This window comes from Micrococcus sp. (assembly GCF_034179925.1).
Taxonomy (GTDB): Bacteria; Actinomycetota; Actinomycetes; order Actinomycetales; family Micrococcaceae; genus Micrococcus.
In genome coordinates, this window is record NZ_JAXFPG010000009.1 from 1 (window position 1) to 16,394 (window position 16,394).

Genomic DNA, 16,394 nt, shown 5'->3' on the forward strand with positions numbered 1-16,394 from the left:
CCCGTCCCGGGAACCCGATGACGACCTCCTCTGGCACCGCACCCTCCGACGCCCCCGTGCGCCGTCCCCGCCTGGGCATCATGGGCGGCACCTTCGACCCCATCCACCATGGCCACCTCGTGGCAGCGAGCGAGGTCGCCGCCGAGTTCGACCTGGACGAGGTCGTGTTCGTGCCCACCGGGCATCCCTGGCAGAAGTCGGACAAGCACGTCACCGATGCCGAGCACCGGTACCTGATGACGGTGATCGCCACCGCCTCGAACCCTCGGTTCACCGTGTCCCGGGTGGACATCGACCGGCCCGGCAACACGTACACCGTGGACACCCTCCGGGACATCCGGCAGCGCCGCCCGGACTCGGAGCTGTACTTCATCACCGGTGCCGACGCCCTCGAGCAGATCCTCACCTGGAAGGACGTCGAGGAGCTGTGGGATCTGGCGCACTTCGTGGGGGTGACCCGTCCGGGCTACCAGCTCGCGGACTTCGGGCTCACGGACGACATCTCCCTCATGGAGATCCCCGCCATGGCGATCTCCTCGACCGACTGCCGCGACCGGGTGCGGCGCGGCCGCCCCGTCTGGTACCTGGTGCCGGACGGCGTCGTGCAGTACATCAACAAGCACCAGCTCTACACCGCGGAGGAGGACCGCCTGTGATGCCCCGACCCCATACCCCGTCTGAGGATCCGGACGATGCCACGCTGCGCGCCGTGCTCGCCGGCGAGACCGCCACGGGGGACCGGCCCGCCGGCCAGGGGCTCTCTGCAGGCACCCGCGACCCGATCAGCCCGGCCGTGCGTGCCCGTCTGGCCGCCGGGGCGCCGCTGCCCGCGGACGTCGAGGAGGCCTCCCGCGGCTATGCGGCCGCCCTGCGCGCCGCCGGTGGACGGTTCTCCGGCCAGCAGACCGACCCGTCGGCGCAGGTTCCGTTGCCCGCTGAATCCTCGGCCGTGGAGTCCCAGCCGGGCGTGACCGCCCTCTCGGCCGGTCTGCCCCGTCCCGGCACGGCGCCGCTCGCCTCCGAGGAGCCGGCGGCCCCGTCCGGTGCCGCCCCCGGCTGGTCGCGGCTACGCGCCCCCGAGGACGACGCCACGGCCGCCGACCGTCCGGGCCCGGCCGCCGTCGGGGATCTGACGGGCACGCCCGTGCCGCCGGCCCAGGTGGTGCTGCCGGAGCCGTCCGAGGCCGAGGGCACTGCACGCCGGAGCCCGTGGCTGACCGTGCTGTGGGTGGCCCTGGCCCTGGCCCTGCTGGTGCTGGCCGTCGTCCTGTTCTTCACCCTGACCTGATCCGAGGCGCCCGCCTCGCCCCCGAACCGCTCGTAAGGAGCCTCGTGACCGTTCCCCAGCAGACCCTGGACGCCCTCACCGTCGCCGCCCACGCGGCGGCGGAGAAGCTGGCCACCCACATCGTCGCCGTCGACGTCGCCGAGCGCCTCGGCCTGACCGACGCCTTCCTCATCGCCTCCGGTGCCTCCGAGCGCCAGGTGAACGCGATCGTCGACGGCGTGGAGGAGGCCCTGCTCGTGCAGAGCCAGCTCAAGCCGATTCGCCGCGAGGGCCGCTCCGACGGCCACTGGGTGCTGCTGGACTACGGGCACTTCGTGGTGCACGTGCAGCACCAGGAGGACCGCACGTTCTACGCCCTGGACCGCCTGTGGCAGGACAGCCCCGCGATCGACCTCGGCCTGCCCGAGGAGGCCACCCGCCCCGACCCGGCCCCCGAGGCCGCCGGGGACGCCGCCGGCCAGCACTGACCTCAGTGGCCGGCATGCGTCTGATCCTGCTGCGCCACGGAGAGACGGACTGGAACGCGCAGGACCGCTTCCAGGGCCGCACGGACGTGGAACTCAACGCGGAGGGGGAGCGTCAGGCCCGGCGTGCTGCCGCAGGGCCCGTCGGTGACCTCCTGGAGGCCTCCGAGCAGCTCGTGGCCGTGTCCTCACCGCTGTTGAGGGCGCGCCGGACGGCGGAGATCGTCCTGGAAGCGCGTGTCGGCGCTGCGGAGCTGACGCTCGAGCCGGACCTGCAGGAGCTGTTCGGCGGCGACTGGGAGGGCATGGCCCTGAGCGGCATCGCCGACCGCTGGCCCGAGGACCACCGTGTGTGGCGCCAGGAGCCGCGCCTGGACCACGGCCCCGTGGGCGGGGAGAGCCTGCGTACCGGAGGTGAACGGGTGATCGCCGGAATCCGCCGGCACGTGCCCGCCTCCTGGTCTGCGAGGCCAGGGGCCGAGTCTGACAGCGGCGCCTCGGGATCCCTCGGAGCCGGGGCGACGGCGGGGGAGCGCACCCTGCTGGCTGTGGCCCACGGCGGGGTGCTGCGTGCCGCCGCCGGCCTGCTGCTCGGGCGTGAGGGCGAGGCGTTCACGCGTACCCCACGGCTGGGCAATGCCCGGGCCGTGGTGCTCGAGGGCTCCTTCGACGCCGCGCCCGGCAGCCGGGTGGCCGGGGAATGGGAGCTGACCGCCTACGACCTCTGAGGGCGGGCCGAATTGTGCATCGCGCAGGTGACGGTGTATGGTTGAGGAGTTGCCAGCGAGGAGAACGGTCCGGAAACGGAACGGAACCACGCAGAGCATCATCCACCCCATGGGGGTATGGCGCAGTTGGTAGCGCGTCTGCATGGCATGCAGAAGGTCAGGGGTTCGAATCCCCTTACCTCCACAGGAGACGAAGGCCCGGTCCGCGAGGACCGGGCCTTCGTCGTTCCCGCCGGGGGGCGAGGGGGCAGAGCCGAAATGCTTGCAAGGTTGTGCGGGGGAGGGGCAGAGAGACAGCAGGAGGGACCGGTTCCCGTGTGGGAACCGGCCCCTCCTCTCCGAAGGGAGACGGCGGCCTTACAGCGAGTTGATCGGCCGGCCGAGGTTCTTCAGGAGTGCTTCCACGACCACCTCGGAGCGGGTGGGGTGGGGCAGCATGGTGCGGGCGAACGTCTCAGCGTCCACGCCGCCGGTGTGGCCCACGGCCACCATGCCGATCAGCTCGGTCACACCGTGACCCACCAGGTGGGCACCGAGGACCTCGCCGTCCTCGGACACGGTGATCTGGGCGAAGCCCACAGTCTCACCGGCACCCAGGGCACGGCCATTCTCGGCGAGCGCCACGGTGGACGCCTTCGCCTTGATGCCGCGCTCCTTGGCCTGCTGAGCCGAGATGCCGATCGAGGCGACCTCCGGCGTCGTGTAGGTGCACCGCGGCACCCAGTCACGCCAGTCCGGATCCTCCTGCACACGGCGGACACCGGCGATGGCGTCCACACAGCGCACACCCTCGTGGGTCGCCTTGTGGGCCAGGCACGGACCGCCGGCGACATCGCCGATAGCGTACAGGCCCCACGCGGCGGACTTGCCGAGGGAGTCGGTGGTGATGAAGCCGCCCTTGCCGATGACGTCGAACTTCTCCAGGCCGAGGCCCTTCGAGTTCGGGACCACACCCGCAGCCACCAGGACCTTCGAGACGGTCTCGGTGTGCTCGGTGCCGTCCGCGGAGGTCCAGGAGATCTCCGCACCGTCGCCGACGGTCTTGGCGGAGGACACGCGGGCCCCTGCCTCGACCTTGATGCCACGCTTCTTGAACTGGCCGGCGACGGTCTCGGAGATCGCCTCCGGCTCGTTCGGCATGAAGCGGGGCGCGGCCTCCAGGAGGGTCACCTTCGAGCCCAGGTCCCCGTACAGGCACGCGAACTCGGAGCCGATGGCGCCGGAGCCGATCACCACGAGAGACTCGGGGATCTCCTCCGGGACGAGGGCCTCCTTGTAGGTCCAGACGTTCTTGCCGTCCGGCTCCAGCCCGGGCAGCACCCGCGGCGACGCACCGGTCGCCACGATGATGTGCTCGGTGTGGATGCGCTGCACCTTGCCGCCGGGGAGCGAGACCTCGATCTCACCCTTGTCCACGATCTCGGCGGTGCCGCGGATGATGTCCACGCCGTTGCCCTGCAGGAGGGCGCCGACGCCACCGGTCAGCTGCTTCGACACCCCACGGGAGTGCTTCACCAGCTTGTCGATGTCCACCTGGGGAGTGCCCATCGAGATGCCGAAGCGGGGGCCCTCCTTGGCGGCGCGGACGAGCTCCGCGCCGTGCAGGAGCGCCTTCGTGGGGATGCATCCCCAGTTCAGGCAGATGCCGCCCAGATCGGCCTTCTCGATGACCGCGGTCCGCAGGCCGAGCTGGCCTGCGCGCACCCCGGCGGGGTAGCCACCGGGGCCAGCCCCGATGACGACCACGTCGTAGGTCTCTTCCATGTTCGTTGACATCAGCGCCTCCTAGGCGAAGAGCAGTGCCGGGGTCTCCAGCAGCGTCTTCAGTTCCTTGCAGAACATCGCGGAGGTGGCTCCGTCCACCACACGGTGATCTGCGGAGAGGGTCGCGGTCAGGATCGTCGCGGCCACCGGGTTCCCGTTGGCGTCCGGCACGAACTGCTTCTTCGCGCCGCCCACCGCGAGGATGGCCACCTGCGGGGGGTTGATGATCGCGTCGAAGTGGGCGATGCCGAACATCCCCAGGTTGGAGATGGTGAACGTGCCGCCCTGGAACTGCTCGGGCTTGAGCGTCCCGGCCTTGGCACGCACGGCCAGATCCGTGATCTGCGCGGAGATCTCGGAAGGGCTGAGCGTGTCGGCGGCCTTGACGATCGGCGTGATCAGACCCTCGTCCGTCGAGACCGCGATCGAGATGTCCGCGTGCTCGAACTGGGTGATGGTCTGGGACTCCGCGTCGAACTGGGCGTTCAGCGCGGGGACCTTCTTCAGCGCCTTCGCGACGGCCGTCGTCACCAGGTCATTCACCGTGAGGCGCACGTCCAGGCGGTTGTCGTTGACCTGCTTGCGGAAGGCCAGCAGGTTGTCCAGCTTGGCCTCCACGCTGACGCGGAAGTGCGGCGAGTCCAGGTAGCTCTCCTGGAGGCGGGCCCCGATCACCTTGCGCATGTTGCTCATGGGGATCCGGGTGGTCCGGTTCTCCTCGCCGGCGGCCGGAGCGGACGACGCCGCAGCCGTGGGGGCCGGGGCCTCGGGGGCCTCGGGCTCACGGTTGAGGGCGATCCACGCACGGACGTCGTCGAGGGTCACACGGCCCTTGCGGCCGGAGGGGCGCACGTCAAGCAGGTTGACGCCCTCCTCCTCGGCGAGGGACCGAGCGTGCTCGGTGGCGTCCACGAGGGAGTCGTCGCCCTGGGAGGGGGTGAACTCCTGGCGCGGACGGTCGTTGCCGAAGCCCAGCGAACCGCCGGCCTTCTCGACCGCCTTCTGCAGGTCCGCGACGGTCACGCGACCGCCACGGCCCGTGGCCTCCACCTTCGACAGCGCGATGCCGTGCTTGGCGGCGAGGTCGGCGGCGTGCGGGGTCGCGGGGACCTCATTCTCGTCCTTGCCCTTGAGCGAGTCCGGGATGCGGTCCGGCGCGGCCTTGGCCACGGAGCGGGCATCCGAGGTGGCACCGGGCTGGTGCGTGGAGCCCTTGATCGACTTGCGGGTCGACGGGGTGGACTTGTCCTTGGCCGGGGCGAACTGCTTCTTCTCGTCCGGGACGTCGTCCACGAGCTTGCTCGCGGCCGCTGCCGACTGCGGGTCGTCGTGGTCGTGGGTCTCGGACGAGCCGCCGGCGGCCTCGCTGGCCAGGTAGGCGTCGACGTCCTCGGCGGGCACGTCGGGATCGGTGATCACGGCGAGCGTGGTGCCGATGTCGACGGTGCTGCCGGGCTCCACCACGATGCGGGCGACGACGCCGTCCTGCGGCGCCTCGACCTCACCGGAGATCTTGGAGGACTCGGCCTCGGCGAGGGCGTCGCCCTCGGAGACCTCGTCGCCCTCGGAGACGAGCCACGAGGTGATCGTGCCCTCCTCCATGGTCATGCCCCACTTGGGCATCTCCACGCGGTGGATCCCCTCGGTGCGGACCGGGCCGCTGGACGCGGCGGGCGCCGGCGCGGCGGCCGGGGCGTCCTCCTCGTCCGAGGCTGCGGACTCGTCCTCCGCGGGGGCCTCGGCGGCTGCGCCGCCGTTGATGAAGGCGTCGACCTCCTCGGCGGAGACGCCGGGGGCGGTCATGACGGCCAGCATGGTGCCGATCTCGACGGTCGAGCCGGCGTCCACGACGATGCGGGCGACGACGCCGTCCTGTGGCGCCTCGACCTCACCGGAGATCTTGGAGGACTCGGCCTCGGCGAGGGCGTCGCCCTCGGAGACCTCGTCGCCCTCGGAGACGAGCCACGAGGTGATCGTGCCCTCCTCCATGGTCATGCCCCATTTGGGCATTTCGACGGCAAAGATCTCAGCCATGTCAGGCCCCCACGGCGGTGCGGACGGCGGCCTCGATCTTCTCCGCGCCCGGGACCCAGTGCTTCTCCAGAGCGGAGGAGAACGGGACCGGCGAGTGCGGCGGCAGGACCATCTGGATCGGCGCCTTCAGCGAGCCGAAGCCCTTGGAAGCGACGAGCGCGGCGATGTCGTGAGCGAAGCCGCAGCGGGCGGCGGACTCGTCGGCGACCACGAGGCGGCCGGTGGAGGCCACGGACTCGAGGATCGCGTCCTCATCCAGCGGGGAGGTGGTGCGCGGGTCCACGACCTCGACGGAGATGCCCTCCTTGGCGAGCTTGTCGGCCACGGTGATGGCGTGGTTGACGATCGCGCCGACGGCGACGATGGTCACGTCGGTGCCACGGCGCGGGTAGGAGGCCACACCGAAGGGGATGGTGTACTCCTCCTCCGGCACCTCACCCTTGAGGTCGTACAGGGCCTTGTGCTCGCAGAACAGCACCGGGTCGTCGTCGCGGATGGACTGCAGCATGAGGCCACGGGCGTCGTACGGGTTGGACGGCACGGCCACCTTCACACCCGCGGTGGAGGTGAAGAGGTGGTAGGGCGAGTTGGAGTGCTGACCGGCAGCGCTCACGCCGGCGCCGATGATGCCGCGGACCACCAGGGGGGTGCGCGCCTTGCCGCCGAACATGTAGCGGAATCGGGCGGCCTGGTTGTAGATCATGTCGTAGGCGACGCCGAAGAAGTCCCAGAACATCAGCTCGGCGACCGGGCGCAGGCCGGTCACGGCGGAGCCGGCGGCCATGCCGAGCAGGGCCGACTCGGTGATCGGGGTGTCGATGACGCGCTTGTCGCCGAACTCCTTCCAGATCCCCGCGGTGACGCCGAAGACGCCGCCGAAGGACTCCAGCTCGGGGTCCGGGTTCTCCGCGCCGTGACCGCCGCGGATGTCCTCGCCGATCAGGACGACCTTCTCGTCCTCCCGCATGGCGTCGACCATGCCGGCGCGAAGGGCCTCACGAAAACTCATAGTTGCCATTGCAATCAAAACCCTTCGCTCAGTAGGAGACGTAGACGTCGGTGTCGACTTCGGACGGATCGGGCCACTTGGCGGCCCGAGCGTTCTTCACGGAGGTGTCCACGAGCTCCTTGGCGTTCTTGTCGATCGCGTCGAGCTCCTCAGCGGAGATCGTCTTGGCGTACTTGCTGCGGAACAGCTGCAGCGGGTCGGTCTCGCCCTTGATCTTCTTGTGCTGCTCCGGGGTGCGGAACAGGTAGGGGTCGCCCTCGAAGTGGCCGTAGAAGCGGGTGGCGCTGGCCTCGATGGCAGCGGGGCCGCCGCCGTTGCGGGCCTTCTCGATGACCTTCTTGGAGAGGTCGTAGACCGCCTCGACGTCGGTGCCGTCCACCTTGTAGGCGGGCATGCCGAAGGCCTCGGCGCGGGCGGAGATGTCGCGGCCGCCCACGGCGTAGCTGGCGCCGGTGGCCTCGCCGAGACCGTTGTTCTCGAACACGAAGATGGCGGGGAGCTGGAGCACCACGGCCATGTTCATCGCCTCGAACACGAGACCCTGGTTGGAGCCGCCGTCGCCGGTGAAGGACACGCCCACACCGCCGTTGTTCAGCGTCTTCGCGGTCAGGGCGGCACCGATCATGAGGGGCGGGCCACCGCCCACGATGCCGTTGGCGCCGAGCATGCCGGTGGCGAGGTCGGCGATGTGCATCGAGCCGCCCTTGCCGTGGCAGAGACCGTCGGCGCGGCCGAAGATCTCGAACATCATCTTCTCGATGTCACAGCCCTTGGCGATGCAGTGGCCGTGGCCACGGTGCGTCGAGGCGATGTAGTCATCGTTGGTGAGGTTCATGCAGACGCCGGTGGCAATGGCCTCCTCACCGGCGTACAGGTGGATGAACCCGGGGATGTCACCGGTCAGATTCTCCTTGTGCAGACGGTCCTCGAATGCACGGATCTCGCTCATCGTCTTATAGGCGTCGAGCAGTTGCTGCTTTGAAAGCGACATTGCTTTCTCCTGTTCCTGCGGGGAGCAGATGGGCCACCGGCGACTTCCGTGTCGCCGGATGATGTGAATCCTGCCACAGGTCGGTGTGGCCTGACCACACATGACGCGCGCGTGTCACAAAAAGTCGCCCGTCAGATGCCGAGTCGGCGGCGGGTTGATGTGGCTGCTGTGCTGGAGATGTCAGGCGCCTCGATGCCCAGCCTGGGGATGTCCGCTCGTCTCCGCAGGGCTCGATGCCGCGGAGGGGGTGGGGGTCGATTTGCATGACGCCGGTCCGGTGGGATAGAGTTCTCGAGTCGCCGCACGGACCGCAACGGTTCCCGCGGCTTCCTTCTGGGGGTATGGCGCAGTTGGTAGCGCGTCTGCATGGCATGCAGAAGGTCAGGGGTTCGAATCCCCTTACCTCCACCAGAGAGAAAGGCCCCGGTCCCACAGACCGGGGCCTTTCTCGTGTCTCCCGTGTCGCCGTTGCGTCGAGCCCCACGGGGTGGCAGGGGGCTGGCGCCAGACCCTCCGAGTATGCCGACGGCCCATGAAGGCCTACCTCGATCTCCTGACCCGCATCCTCGATGAGGGCGTGGAGAGGACCGACCGGACCGGCATCATATGGAACGAGTGGGCCGACGAGAACGGTGACCTCGGCCCCATCTATGGGCACCAGTGGCGTTCCTGGCCGACACCCGGCGGAGAGAGCATCGACCAGATCGAACGCCTGCTCACCGGACTGAGGACCGACCCATACGCCCGCCGCCACATCGTCTCGGCCTGGAACGTCGCGGAGGTGGAGGACATGGCCCTGCCCCCGTGCCACACGCTCTTCCAGTTCCACGTCGCACCGGCCGCGGCGGACGACCCCGACCAGCGCGGATGGCTGTCCTGCCAGCTCTACCAGCGCAGCGCGGACACCTTCCTCGGTGTCCCGTTCAACATCGTGTCCTACTCGCTGCTGACACACATGGTGGCGCAGGTGACCGACCTGCGCCCCAAGGACTTCGTGCACACGATCGGGGACGCGCACCTCTATCTCAACCACCTCGACCAGGCGCGAGAGCAGCTCACCCGCACGCCGGGCCCGCTGCCAACGCTGTGGCTCAACCCGGACCGCCGGGACATCGACGCCTTCGAGTTCGAGGACATCGAGGTGCGGGACTACGTCGCGGCCCCGACGATCACCGCCACGATCGCGGTCTGACTCAGCCCCTCAGCCGACGGCGGGCGGGTGCTCGGTCAGGCGGCGTTCGAGGGCGGGACGGAGTCGGTAGATCAGGGCGAAGTTCGCCCCCATCACCATGGTGAACACGACGGCCCAGGCACTGACAGCCCAGAGGCCCGCCGCGCCGGGCGCGTGCTCCTGCGTCTGTCGGACGAGCTCGACGATCGCGTAGAGGTACCAGGGCAGGGTGATCGCTGAGCTGAGCACGGACGGGGTGTGCATTCGCAGTCGGATCGCCTCGACGACGTGCCCCAGCAGGTGCAGCGTGTACGGGACCATCGCCCCGGCGAACACCGCCGGTGCTCCGGCGAGTACGACCGCGAAGGCGATCGCGGCGAAGATGACGTACTCCTCGAAGATCATCGCCGCGATCACCGAGGTGCTGGTGCTCCGGAACGACCAGAACACCTGCCGCCGCGCCCGCGGGTCGTCCCGGTGTCGGGAGAGCCAGGGGCGGATGGTGACGATCTCCTCGAACTCGTGCACCAGGAACAGTGTCACGCTGACCCACACGATCAGGTCCAGACTCATGACGGCACCACCACCCGGCGGCGCCTGGCGACGGGGCGTCCTCTTCGCTCCTGGACCGATACGCTACGACGCGTAGTCGACCGGTGTCGGGAGGAGTGTGCATGGCGAACACCCGCGGTGCCACCCGCCGTGCCCGCACCGACGAACGCCTCGCGGAAGCCGTCTCCGCACTGCTGCGCGAACACGGCTACGCGGGACTCACGATCGAGAGGGTGGCCGCCGCCTCCGGGACGGCGAAGACCACGATCTACCGCCGATGGGCCTCGAAAGCCGAGATGGTCTTCGCCCTCGTGGTCCACCGTGCCGACCAGGCGCCACCGATCGACACCGGCTCCCTCGTCGGCGATGTCCAGGCGATCGCTGAACGGGCCGTCGCGGTCGTGGCGGGCGACCCCGGCCGGGACGTGCTGCCGGGCCTGCTGGCCGACATGGCCGGTGATGCGGGGCTCGCCGCCCGTCTGCGGGACGCGTTCGTGGGTGCCGCTCGCGACGACATCGCTGCCATCCTCGACCGCGCACACGACCGTGGCGAACTGAGCGAGGAGGCCGACGCGGACGGCTTCCACGCCGCACTGCTGGGGATCCCCTATGCGCATGTCCACCTGCTCGCCAACGACGCCACCGGCCACCTCTCGGAGCGGCTGGCCGAGCAGCTCTTCCGTCTCCTCCCGCTCGCCGGCTGACGTGACCGGTCTCCCCGCCCCGGCGGTGGGCGCGGCGTCTCCCTGCATGCGCTCAATGTCTCCCTGCATGCGCTCAATGCTACGCGACGTAGCGTAGCGAACGAGGAGAGGAGGGCGACGGCGAGCGTGCAGGGTCGGCGGACGCCCCGCCGACCTCCCGCGGGGGGCGGGGACGGGGTTACGGTGGGGGCGTCGCCGTCGAACTGGGCCCCGGTGGCCCGCCGTCCTCGGGAGAGCCCCATGCGCAGGCCCCTCACCCGTGCCCTCTGGGCCGTCCTCGCCGTGCTCTGCCTCGTGGCCGTCTGGCTGGGGGTGCGCGGCGGCCTCGCCCTGGGGGAGGCCCCGGTGACACCGGCGCCGGTCGCCGCGTCCGCTCCCTCCACCCCGATGCCCTCCGACGCCGGCGCGCCGCCCTCGGCCACGCCGTCCGCGTCCGGCGCTGGGACCGTGGGCTCCGCCCCCAGCTCCGCCTCCGCGTCCGAGGCCGCGCCGCCCACCGGTCTGCTCACCGGGCCGGCCGCCCCGCAGGAGAGCATCACCGCCGTACCGGTGCATGTGAGCCTGACCCATGCGGGGGAGCAGATCGTGGGCGCCCCGATCGTGCCTGCCCAGACCGACGGGACCGGCGAGCTCAACCCACAGCCCCAGACCGTGGGCTGGTACGGACCGCCGCAGTGGCCCACCACCCCGGGGGAGCGCTCCCGGCACCCGGGCATCCTGGCCGGGCACGTGATCCACTCCGGCCGCAAGGATGTGTTCTGGAACCTCGAAAGGGCCGAGGCCGGAGACCTCGTGGTGATCACCTACGACGACGGCACCCAAGCCGCCTTCCGCGTGGACCAGAACGCCCAGACGGTGGAGAAGCAGGCCTTCACCCACGACCAGGCCCACCGCTGGGCCTGGGAGCTCGACGCCCCGGAGCGCAAGGTCACCCTCATCACCTGCGAGCTCGAGCCCGGCTCCGGCATGACCGGCCTCTCCTACAGCAACTGGGTGGTGCAGGCCACGCGCGTGCAGTGATGGCCGCAGGCCCCGGCCGTGAGCTCGGTCCCGGGCCTGCACCCGGCCTCGGGCGCGACCGCCCAGGGGACGTGTCCGCGGCGTTTCCCACGCGCGGGGCCGACCGCGTACCGTTCTCTGAGCCGGAGGTGCCCTGCCGACGCCCGGCCGCGCCCGTGCGTCGGGCGTGAGGAGAACCGCCCGAGAGGACCGCCCGTGAAGATCCGATCCCACACCGCCCCCGACGTCCGCCCCCGGCGCTGGAGCGCGGCGGCCGGGGCCGGCGTCCTCGGCCTGGCGATCGCCCTCACCGGATGCTCCGCCGCAGACATGCCCGCCCCCTCGGCGGCGTCGGACGCCTCCAACACCTACCTCGAGGGTGTGCTGGCCAGCCCCAGCCGCACCTCGGCGAACCCCCTGGCCGCGGACATCGCGTTCGTGCGTGCGCTCCACCGCAACCACGACCACATGGTCACGGCCGCGCAGATCCTCCTGGACAAGCGCGGGGTGGACGGTGAGGTGCGCAGCCTCGCCGAGCGTGTGCGCGACGCCGACGAGGCCCGCATGCAGGACCTCGCCGGCCGCCTCGAGGCCTGGGGGGCTGACGTCCCGGCCCGGCGGAGCGAGCTGGCCGGGTCGCCGAGCGCCTCGCCGAGCCTGCCGGCTGCCGAGCAGGCCGCCCAGGAGGCCCAGCAGTCCGCCGAGGACATCCGTGCCGGCCTGCTCACCCAGGGCGACTGGGATGCGCTTCAGGCCGCCGAGGGCGAGGAGGCCGCGCGCGTGTTCCTCCTGCAGGCCCACCGGCTGCACCAGGGGGCGGTGACGATCGCCGGCACGGAGCTGGACGAGGGCACCGACGAGTCTGCCCGCGCCCTGGCCGAGCAGGTCCGCGACGAGCAGGGCGCCACCATGCAGCGCATGGTGGAGATGATGGCCGAGCGCGGGTTCATCGGCGCGGCTCCGGCCACCGAGAGCCCCTCCGGGTTCACCGGCCCGATCAGGATGTCCGGGGCGGGTGCCGACGGCGGCACCCGGAACTACACCCCCTCGGCGCTGCAGTCGCTGCGCGCCTTCTACTCCCGTCTGGACGCCGTCAGCCCTGTGATGACCCCGGGCTCGGCGTCCCCCTCGCAGGCCTCGGCCACCCCGTCTCCGACGCCGGCGGACACCGCCCGCGCCACGCCCACCCCCTCCCGCTGAGGACCGCAGCGGCGGCCCGCCCCACATGTTGTGTCCGGAGCGGGCCGACACGCCGGGTGTGTCGCGTGGCCAGGGCCACTCGCAGGGTGTGCACGAGGGGCCCTGAGAGTGTCCACCGGGTGTGGACGGCAGGGCCCCGGGGCGCGTCGATCCGCATGGTTCCGGGGCGCCCGTGCCGCCCCTGCTGTGGAGGCGGGTGTGGAGAGGATGTCAAGTCGAACCACATTCGTGTAACTACTACATGTAGTGTCAGGCGACGCTGGAGGCACCCAGATGTAGTATCGACGGGCAAGGACAGCGGATGCACCCCGGCCCTCCGGGAGAGCCCGCCGCGGGCCCTGGGAGGCCCGCCGCACACCACGAGAGCGAAGGACGAGGACCCATGACTGTCACCGTGTACACCAAGCCGGCCTGCGTGCAGTGCAACGCCACCTACCGTGCACTTGACCAGAAGGGCGTCGCCTACTCCGTGGTGGACATGTCCCAGGACCCCGAGGCCCTCGAACGCGTCCGCGCCCTCGGCTTCATGCAGGCCCCCGTGGTCATCACCGAGACCGACTCCTGGTCCGGCTTCCGCCCGGACAAGATCGCCGAGCTGGCCGAGTCCGCCGCCACCCAGGTGGCCTGACCTCCCCATGCCGGAGGCCACCGCAGACCCGACCCACATCCGGAACGCGGAGGCACAGGGCCTCGTCCCCACGGACGCCGGCCTGATCTACTTCTCCTCCGTCTCCGGATACACCCACCGCTTCGTCCAGAAGCTCGAACTCCCCGCCGACCGCGTGGCCCGCCTGCCGATCCACACCCGGGAGCCCACCCTCGGCGCCACCGCCCCCTACGTGCTGCTGGTGCCGACCTACGGCGGCGGCGAGATCGACGGAGCCGTCCCCAAGCAGGTGATCAAGTTCCTCAACGTCCCGGGCAACCGGGCACTGATCCGGGGGGTGATCACCTCCGGCAACACCAACTTCGGCGAGGCCTACGGCCTCGCCGGGCGCATCGTCTCCCAGAAGACCGGCGCCCCCGTCATGTACACGTACGAACTCATGGGCACCCCCGAGGACGTCATCACCGTCCGGGAGGGGCTTCGTGCTCTGGAAGGGCTGCAGCTATGACCGTCACCGACGAGGACCTCATCCAGAAGGCCAAGAACATGCCGCCGGAGTGGCAGGGCCTGGGCTACCACGAGCTCAACGCCATGCTGAACCTCTACGGGCCGGACGGGCGCATCCAGTTCGACGCCGACCACGCCGCGGCCCGGCAGTACTTCCTGCAGCACGTGAACGCGAACACCGTGTTCTTCCACGACCTCGAGGAGAAGCTCGAGTACCTGCAGAAGAACGACTACTACGAGACCGAGACGTTCGAGCAGTACCCGTTCGAGTTCATCCAGTCCCTGTTCAAGCGCGCCTACGCCGCGAAGTTCCGCTTCCCCACCTTCCTCGGCGCGTTCAAGTTCTACACCTCCTACGCGTTGAAGACCTTCGACGGCAAGCGCTACCTGGAGCGCTATGAGGACCGCGTGGCCGTCGTCGCCCTCCACCTGGCCCAGGGCGACCAGGAGCTGGCCACCCACCTCGTGGACGAGATGATCTCCGGCCGCTTCCAGCCGGCCACCCCCACATTCCTCAACGCGGGCAAGAAGCAGCGCGGCGAGCTCGTCTCCTGCTTCCTGCTGCGCATCGAGGACAACATGGAGTCCATCGCCCGCGGCATCAACTCGGCGCTGCAGCTGTCCAAGCGCGGCGGCGGCGTCGCCCTGTCCCTGACGAACCTGCGCGAGCACGGGGCGCCGATCAAGCAGATCGAGAACCAGTCCTCCGGCGTCATCCCCGTGATGAAGCTGCTCGAGGACTCCTTCTCCTACGCGAACCAGCTCGGGGCCCGCCAGGGCGCCGGCGCTGTGTACCTGCACGCGCACCACCCGGACATCCACCGCTTCCTGGACACCAAGCGGGAGAACGCGGACGAGAAGATCCGCATCAAGACCCTCTCCCTGGGTGTGGTCATCCCGGACATCACGTTCGAGCTGGCCAAGCGCAACGAGGACATGTACCTGTTCTCCCCGTACGACGTCGAGCGCGTCTACGGGGTGCCGTTCACGGAGATCTCCGTGACGGACAAGTACTACGAGATGGTCGACGACGCGCGGATCAAGAAGACCAAGATCAACGCGCGCGAGTTCTTCCAGACCATCGCGGAGATCCAGTTCGAGTCCGGCTACCCGTACGTGGTGTTCGAGGACACCGTGAACCGGGCCAACCCCATCAAGGGCCGGATCACCATGTCCAACCTCTGCTCCGAGATCCTGCAGGTCTCCGAGGCCTCCGAGTACAACGAGGACCTCACCTACGCCCACGTGGGCCAGGACATCTCCTGCAACCTCGGCTCCATGAACATCGCCAAGACCATGGACTCCCCGGACTTCGGGCAGTCCGTGGAGACGGCGATCCGCGCCCTGACGGCCGTGTCCGTGATGAGCAACATCGAGTCCGTGCCCTCCGTGGCCCGGGGCAACGACGCCTCCCACGCGATCGGCCTGGGCCAGATGAACCTCCACGGCTACCTGGCCCGCGAGCGGGTCCACTACGGCTCGGAGGAGGGCGTGGACTTCACGAACATGTACTTCTACACGGTGCTGTTCCACGCGCTGCGCGCCTCCAACCGGATCGCGATCGAGCGCGGGGAGCGCTTCGGCGGGTTCGAGGACTCCACGTACGCCTCCGGCACGTTCTTCGACAAGTACACCGACACCGAGTGGGCGCCGGCGACCGCCCGGGTGGCCACCCTGTTCTCCGAGGCCGGGATCGAGATCCCCACCCAGGACGACTGGCGTGAGCTCAAGGCCTCCGTGATGGAGCACGGTCTGTTCAACCGCAACCTGCAGGCCGTGCCGCCGACCGGCTCGATCTCCTACATCAACAACTCGACCTCCTCGATCCACCCGGTGGCCTCGAAGATCGAGATCCGCAAGGAGGGCAAGCTCGGCCGCGTGTACTACCCGGCGCCGTTCCTGACGAACGACAACCTGGAGTACTACGAGGACGCGTACGAGATCGGCTACGAGAAGATCATCGACACGTACGCCGCCGCCACCCAGCACGTGGACCAGGGCCTGTCCCTGACGCTGTTCTTCAAGGACACCGCCACCACACGCGACCTCAACAAGGCGCAGATCTACGCGTGGACCAAGGGGATCAAGACGATCTACTACATCCGCCTGCGCCAGCTCGCCCTCGAGGGCACCGAGGTCGAGGGCTGCGTGAGCTGCATGCTCTGACCCCCGCACTCCCGTTGACGAAACGGGACCTCCCCAGGGCACTTCCGTTGACGAAACGGGAGGTCCTCCGGGCACTCCCATGCGGGAGACGGGCCCCTTCCGCGTCATCCGGCGCGGGAGGGGCCCGTCGTCGTCTGGCCGACGTCACCTCCTCCCGCCTTCCCGACGCCGGCCCAGCGCCTCCGGCGGGGCACCCGCGCCTCCGCACGG

The 16,394-nt window shown here is 70.0% G+C and carries 16 protein-coding genes and 2 tRNA genes; 13 read left to right on the forward strand and 5 right to left on the reverse strand.

Annotation, left to right across the window (positions count from 1 at the left end):
* Nucleotides 1-17 precede the first annotated feature (17 nt).
* The 5 genes from nadD to SPI96_RS01785 all read left to right on the forward strand — a co-directional run bounded on the left by nadD (nt 18) and on the right by SPI96_RS01785 (nt 2,664).
* Nucleotides 18-656 (forward strand): nicotinate-nucleotide adenylyltransferase, encoded by a 639-nt coding sequence (nadD, locus tag SPI96_RS01765; protein WP_321080685.1) that lies wholly within the window; start codon nt 18-20, stop codon nt 654-656.
* The gene (locus SPI96_RS01770; protein WP_321080652.1) at nt 656-1,288 is read left to right on the forward strand and encodes a hypothetical protein; all 633 of its coding nucleotides are present in this window, start codon (nt 656-658) and stop codon (nt 1,286-1,288) included. Before nadD ends, SPI96_RS01770 begins: the two co-directional genes overlap by 1 nt.
* A 44-nt stretch (nt 1,289-1,332) precedes the next feature.
* Complete coding sequence (gene rsfS, locus SPI96_RS01775) at nt 1,333-1,755, forward strand: ribosome silencing factor (protein ID WP_321080653.1); 423 nt, start codon at nt 1,333-1,335, stop codon at nt 1,753-1,755.
* Nucleotides 1,756-1,769: 14 nt separating this feature from the next.
* Nucleotides 1,770-2,480 carry a histidine phosphatase family protein gene (locus tag SPI96_RS01780; protein WP_321080655.1) on the forward strand — a complete coding sequence of 237 codons (711 nt, stop codon included), beginning with the start codon at nt 1,770-1,772 and terminating at the stop codon, nt 2,478-2,480.
* Between the two features lie 111 nt (nt 2,481-2,591).
* A tRNA-Ala gene (locus SPI96_RS01785) sits at nt 2,592-2,664 on the forward strand.
* 173 nt (nt 2,665-2,837) lie between these two features.
* Here SPI96_RS01785 and lpdA read toward each other — a convergent pair.
* From lpdA to SPI96_RS01805, 4 genes are read right to left on the reverse strand one after another with little or no spacing between them, the layout of a single operon-like run.
* The gene (gene lpdA / locus SPI96_RS01790; protein WP_321080656.1) at nt 2,838-4,256 is read right to left on the reverse strand and encodes a dihydrolipoyl dehydrogenase; all 1,419 of its coding nucleotides are present in this window, start codon (nt 4,254-4,256) and stop codon (nt 2,838-2,840) included.
* Nucleotides 4,257-4,265: 9 nt separating this feature from the next.
* The gene (locus SPI96_RS01795) at nt 4,266-6,278 is read right to left on the reverse strand and encodes a 2-oxo acid dehydrogenase subunit E2 (RefSeq protein ID WP_321080657.1); all 2,013 of its coding nucleotides are present in this window, start codon (nt 6,276-6,278) and stop codon (nt 4,266-4,268) included.
* Between the two features lies 1 nt (nt 6,279).
* Nucleotides 6,280-7,287, reverse strand: a complete 1,008-nt coding sequence (locus SPI96_RS01800) for an alpha-ketoacid dehydrogenase subunit beta (RefSeq protein ID WP_321080658.1) — start codon at nt 7,285-7,287, stop codon at nt 6,280-6,282.
* A 28-nt stretch (nt 7,288-7,315) separates the two neighbouring features.
* A complete protein-coding gene (locus SPI96_RS01805; RefSeq protein WP_321080659.1) occupies nt 7,316-8,278 on the reverse strand; it encodes a thiamine pyrophosphate-dependent dehydrogenase E1 component subunit alpha in 963 nt (320 codons plus the stop codon).
* Nucleotides 8,279-8,613: 335 nt separating this feature from the next.
* Here SPI96_RS01805 and SPI96_RS01810 point away from each other — a divergent pair.
* Together SPI96_RS01810 and thyA are read left to right on the forward strand one after the other, a co-directional pair.
* A tRNA-Ala gene (locus tag SPI96_RS01810) sits at nt 8,614-8,689 on the forward strand.
* 121 nt (nt 8,690-8,810) lie between these two features.
* Nucleotides 8,811-9,470, forward strand: coding sequence for a thymidylate synthase (thyA, locus tag SPI96_RS01815; RefSeq protein ID WP_321080660.1), 660 nt, complete (start codon nt 8,811-8,813; stop codon nt 9,468-9,470).
* Nucleotides 9,471-9,479: 9 nt separating this feature from the next.
* Here the strand turns inward: thyA and SPI96_RS01820 are convergent, their stop codons facing one another.
* Nucleotides 9,480-10,022: an HXXEE domain-containing protein gene (locus tag SPI96_RS01820; protein ID WP_321080661.1), complete on the reverse strand. Its 543-nt coding sequence runs from the start codon at nt 10,020-10,022 to the stop codon at nt 9,480-9,482.
* A 101-nt stretch (nt 10,023-10,123) separates the two neighbouring features.
* Between SPI96_RS01820 and SPI96_RS01825 the strand changes: the two genes are divergently transcribed.
* The 6 genes from SPI96_RS01825 to nrdE all read left to right on the forward strand — a co-directional run bounded on the left by SPI96_RS01825 (nt 10,124) and on the right by nrdE (nt 16,184).
* Complete coding sequence (locus tag SPI96_RS01825; RefSeq protein WP_321080662.1) at nt 10,124-10,705, forward strand: TetR/AcrR family transcriptional regulator; 582 nt, start codon at nt 10,124-10,126, stop codon at nt 10,703-10,705.
* Nucleotides 10,706-10,945: 240 nt separating this feature from the next.
* Nucleotides 10,946-11,725 (forward strand): class F sortase, encoded by a 780-nt coding sequence (locus tag SPI96_RS01830; RefSeq protein ID WP_321080663.1) that lies wholly within the window; start codon nt 10,946-10,948, stop codon nt 11,723-11,725.
* A gap of 195 nt (nt 11,726-11,920) precedes the next feature.
* The gene (locus tag SPI96_RS01835; RefSeq protein WP_321080664.1) at nt 11,921-12,904 is read left to right on the forward strand and encodes a DUF305 domain-containing protein; all 984 of its coding nucleotides are present in this window, start codon (nt 11,921-11,923) and stop codon (nt 12,902-12,904) included.
* A 382-nt stretch (nt 12,905-13,286) separates the two neighbouring features.
* Complete coding sequence (gene nrdH / locus SPI96_RS01840; RefSeq protein ID WP_321080665.1) at nt 13,287-13,532, forward strand: glutaredoxin-like protein NrdH; 246 nt, start codon at nt 13,287-13,289, stop codon at nt 13,530-13,532.
* Between the two features lie 7 nt (nt 13,533-13,539).
* Complete coding sequence (gene nrdI / locus SPI96_RS01845) at nt 13,540-14,019, forward strand: class Ib ribonucleoside-diphosphate reductase assembly flavoprotein NrdI (protein ID WP_321080666.1); 480 nt, start codon at nt 13,540-13,542, stop codon at nt 14,017-14,019.
* On the forward strand, nt 14,016-16,184 hold the full coding sequence (nrdE, locus tag SPI96_RS01850) for a class 1b ribonucleoside-diphosphate reductase subunit alpha (RefSeq protein ID WP_321080667.1): 2,169 nt from the start codon (nt 14,016-14,018) through the stop codon (nt 16,182-16,184). Before nrdI ends, nrdE begins: the two co-directional genes overlap by 4 nt.
* Nucleotides 16,185-16,394 lie beyond the last annotated feature (210 nt).

What these genes read in the sequence shown, in the direction of transcription:
- nadD (WP_321080685.1), top strand. Translation starts at nt 18, where the DNA reads ATGACGACCTCCTCTGGCACCGCACCCTCCGACGCCCCCGTGCGCCGT.
- SPI96_RS01770 (WP_321080652.1), top strand. Translation starts at nt 656, where the DNA reads ATGCCCCGACCCCATACCCCGTCTGAGGATCCGGACGATGCCACGCTG.
- SPI96_RS01780 (WP_321080655.1), top strand. Translation starts at nt 1,770, where the DNA reads ATGCGTCTGATCCTGCTGCGCCACGGAGAGACGGACTGGAACGCGCAG.
- lpdA (WP_321080656.1), bottom strand. Translation starts at nt 4,256, where the DNA reads ATGTCAACGAACATGGAAGAGACCTACGACGTGGTCGTCATCGGGGCT.
- SPI96_RS01795 (WP_321080657.1), bottom strand. Translation starts at nt 6,278, where the DNA reads ATGGCTGAGATCTTTGCCGTCGAAATGCCCAAATGGGGCATGACCATG.
- SPI96_RS01800 (WP_321080658.1), bottom strand. Translation starts at nt 7,287, where the DNA reads ATGAGTTTTCGTGAGGCCCTTCGCGCCGGCATGGTCGACGCCATGCGG.
- SPI96_RS01805 (WP_321080659.1), bottom strand. Translation starts at nt 8,278, where the DNA reads ATGTCGCTTTCAAAGCAGCAACTGCTCGACGCCTATAAGACGATGAGC.
- thyA (WP_321080660.1), top strand. Translation starts at nt 8,811, where the DNA reads ATGAAGGCCTACCTCGATCTCCTGACCCGCATCCTCGATGAGGGCGTG.
- SPI96_RS01820 (WP_321080661.1), bottom strand. Translation starts at nt 10,022, where the DNA reads ATGAGTCTGGACCTGATCGTGTGGGTCAGCGTGACACTGTTCCTGGTG.
- SPI96_RS01825 (WP_321080662.1), top strand. Translation starts at nt 10,124, where the DNA reads ATGGCGAACACCCGCGGTGCCACCCGCCGTGCCCGCACCGACGAACGC.
- SPI96_RS01830 (WP_321080663.1), top strand. Translation starts at nt 10,946, where the DNA reads ATGCGCAGGCCCCTCACCCGTGCCCTCTGGGCCGTCCTCGCCGTGCTC.
- nrdH (WP_321080665.1), top strand. Translation starts at nt 13,287, where the DNA reads ATGACTGTCACCGTGTACACCAAGCCGGCCTGCGTGCAGTGCAACGCC.
- nrdI (WP_321080666.1), top strand. Translation starts at nt 13,540, where the DNA reads ATGCCGGAGGCCACCGCAGACCCGACCCACATCCGGAACGCGGAGGCA.
- nrdE (WP_321080667.1), top strand. Translation starts at nt 14,016, where the DNA reads ATGACCGTCACCGACGAGGACCTCATCCAGAAGGCCAAGAACATGCCG.